Origin of the sequence: Streptomyces sp. bgisy159 (assembly GCF_965341775.1) — a bacterium.
In the GTDB taxonomy this organism is placed as follows: Bacteria; Actinomycetota; Actinomycetes; order Streptomycetales; family Streptomycetaceae; genus Streptomyces.
Map to the genome: position 1 here is coordinate 1 of NZ_CBDQZH010000104.1, position 3,100 is coordinate 3,100.

Here is a 3,100-nt window from a genome sequence, read left to right on the forward strand (position 1 = left end):
GTGGTGGCGTTGGAGCCGTCGGTGCCGTTCCTGTCGACGGTGACCGGGCAGTGGGTCGATTCGGCGCTGACGGATGCCGGGTACTGGTATCGCAATCTGCGTCAGACGGTGCAGCTGGAGCCGGCCGTGCGGCGACTGGTGGAGTCCGGTCACGGAGCCTTCGTCGAGATGAGTCCGCACCCGGTGCTGACCGTGCCGGTCGCCGAGACGGTGGAGGCCGCGGGCGTGGAAGCGGTGGTTGTCGGGTCGCTGCGTCGTGGTGAGGGCGGTCTGGGCCGCTTCTATCTTTCCCTGGGTGAGGCGTGGGCCGGCGGGGTGTCGGTGGACTGGGCCCCGGCCTTCGAGGGGCTGTCGCCGCGCATGGTCGACCTGCCCACCTACCCGTTCCAGCACAGCCGCTTCTGGCTGGATCTGCCCAAGGCCCGGGTGAGCGCCGACCCTGCGGAGGAGGCGTTCTGGCGGACCGTGGAGGAGGGAGATCTGGAGGCGCTGGCCGGCACGCTCGGTGTCGAGGAGGGTCTGGAGGCCGTCGTACCGGCACTGGCCGCCTGGCGCCACACCCGCCACGCACGAGGAGCCGTCGACAACTGGAGGTACCGCACCGAGTGGCGCCCTCTGCCGGTCCGCGCCGCGGCCTCGGCAGCCGGAACCTGGCTGCTGGTCGTCCCCGAGGTTCCGGAAGGCATCCCAGTCGTCGCCGACACGGTGTCCGCGTTGGAGGCACGCGGTGGCCGAGCGCTCGTCATGACCGCTGCCGACGACCTGGACCGGGCCGCCCTCGGTGTTCTGCTCGCGTCGGCTGCCGAGTCGGCCGAGTTCAGCGGCGTGCTGTCGTTCCTGGCCCTTGACGAACGGCCTCACCCGCGCCACCCCGTGGTCCGGCTCGGACTGGCCGGAACCCTCACGCTCGTACAGGCACTCGGGGACGTGTCGGTCGACGCGCCTCTGTGGTGCGTGACCCGGGGCGCCGTCGGAACCGGCCGGCACGAGGCGCCGACCGCACCCGAACAGGCAGGTGTCTGGGGCATCGGGCGGGTCGCCGCCCTGGAGCACCCCAAGCGATGGGGCGGACTCGTCGACCTCCCGGCGGCCGGCGCCGACCATGCCGCGGACCTGCTGGTGGACACCGTCGTGGCGGGCGCGGTGGAGGACCAGGTGGCCCTCCGCGACGGCACTGCCCACGGACGTCGGCTCGTCCACGCGGCCACGGGCGGCAAGGCGGCGCCGCGCGACTGGAAGCCGCGTGGCACGGTCCTCGTCACCGGCGGTACCGGAGCACTCGGCGCTCATGTCGCGCGCTGGCTGTCCGGGCGCGGCGCGGAGCACGTCGTTCTCGTCGGCCGCCGTGGCGACGGCCCCCACCTCGACGACCTGCGGGACGAACTCGCAGGCCACGGCACGCGGCTTACCGTCGCCGCCTGCGACATCGCCGACCGTGATGCCCTCGTCGGCCTGGTGGACGGCCTCACCGCGGAGGGCGGACCCGTGCGTTCCGTCGTCCACGCGGCCGGCGTGAGCGTGCTCGGCCCCATCGCGGAAGCCCACGTCGAGCATCTCGCAGCCGTCCTCTCGGGCAAGGTGCTCGGCGCGGCCCACCTCGACGAGGTACTGGACGCCACAGAACTGGACGCCGTCGTCTACTTCTCGTCCATCTCGGGTACTTGGGGCGTTGCCGACCACGCCGCCTACGGCGCGGCGAACGCGATCCTCGACGCCTGCGCCGAGCGCCGGCGCGCCGACGGCACCCCCGTGCTCTGCGTGGCCTGGGGCCCCTGGGCGGGCGGCGGGATGATCGCCGAGTCCGTCCAGGACGTGCTCCGCCGCAGGGGCGTTCCCGTCATCCAGCCGGACACCGCGATCACCGGGCTCCAGCAGGCCCTCGATCACGACGACACGGTCGTGGCGGTCGCCGACGTCGACTGGCGCCGGTTCGCCGAGGTGTTCACTTCCGTACGCGGCAGCGCCCTCTTGGCCGAACTGCCCGACGTCTCAACGGGATTGGCCGACGCCGAGGCCGAGAACCCCGTCGGCACCTCCGCCGCGCTCCGCGAACTCGCCGACCTTCCGCCCGCTCGTCGGCTCGCCGCACTGCGCACCCTCGTCGGCACCCATGTGGCGGCTGCGCTGGGACATGCCGACGCCGGGGCCGTCAGCGCCGAGGCGGCGTTCAAGGAACTGGGCTTCGACTCCCTCACCGCCGTCGCCCTGCGCGACCGGCTGCACCGCGCGACCGGCCTGAGGCTCCCCACCACCGTCGTCTTCGACCACCCGACCGTTTCCGCGCTCGCCGCCTGCCTCGACGACCTCGCGTTCGAGGGCCGGGGAGGCGAGGACGCAGAGCCCGGCACGGACAGCACACTCGTGGCGGCCCCCCGGGACCTCGGTGACGAGGAGCCCATCGCCATCGTGTCGATGGGCTGCCGCTTCCCCGGCGGGGTGCGTACGCCGGACGACCTGTGGCACCTGGTCCTCGACGGCGTGGATGCCATCACTCCGCTCCCCACGGACCGGGGCTGGGACCTCGACGCCCTCTACGACGCCGACCCCGACCACCTCGGCACCAGCTACGTGCGTGAGAGCGGGTTCCTCGACGAGGCGGCCGAGTTCGACGCGGCCTTCTTCGGCATCTCGCCGCGTGAGGCGACGGCGATGGACCCGCAGCAGCGACTGCTGTTGGAGACCACCTGGGAGACCCTGGAGAGGGCGGGCATCGACCCCAAGAGCCTGCGGGGCAGCGCCACCGGTGTCTATGTCGGCCTCACCGACCAGGAGTACGCCGTCCGGCTGCGCGCCGCGTCCGGAGACAACGAGGGGTATCTCGCCACAGGGGCGGCGGCGAGTGTGGCGTCCGGGCGCATCGCCTATGCGCTGGGGCTGGAGGGCCCCGCGGTGACGGTCGACACGGCCTGTTCCTCGTCCCTGGTCGCTCTGCATCTCGCCGTCCGCGCTCTCCGAGCGGGTGAGTGCCGCCTCGCGGTGGCCGGTGCGGCCACGGTGATGTCGGGACCGGGACCGTTCGTCGCCTTCAGCCGTCAGCGTGCCCTGGCCGCGGACGGCCGCTGCAAGCCCTTCGCCGCCGATGCCGACGGCTTCGCGCTGT

1 protein-coding gene is annotated in these 3,100 nt (G+C 73.1%); it reads left to right on the forward strand.

Going from position 1 to position 3,100, the window contains the following annotated elements:
* The coding region (locus tag ACSLTV_RS35960) for an SDR family NAD(P)-dependent oxidoreductase (RefSeq protein WP_435613718.1) at positions 1-3,100 on the forward strand (3,100 nt) is incomplete at both ends.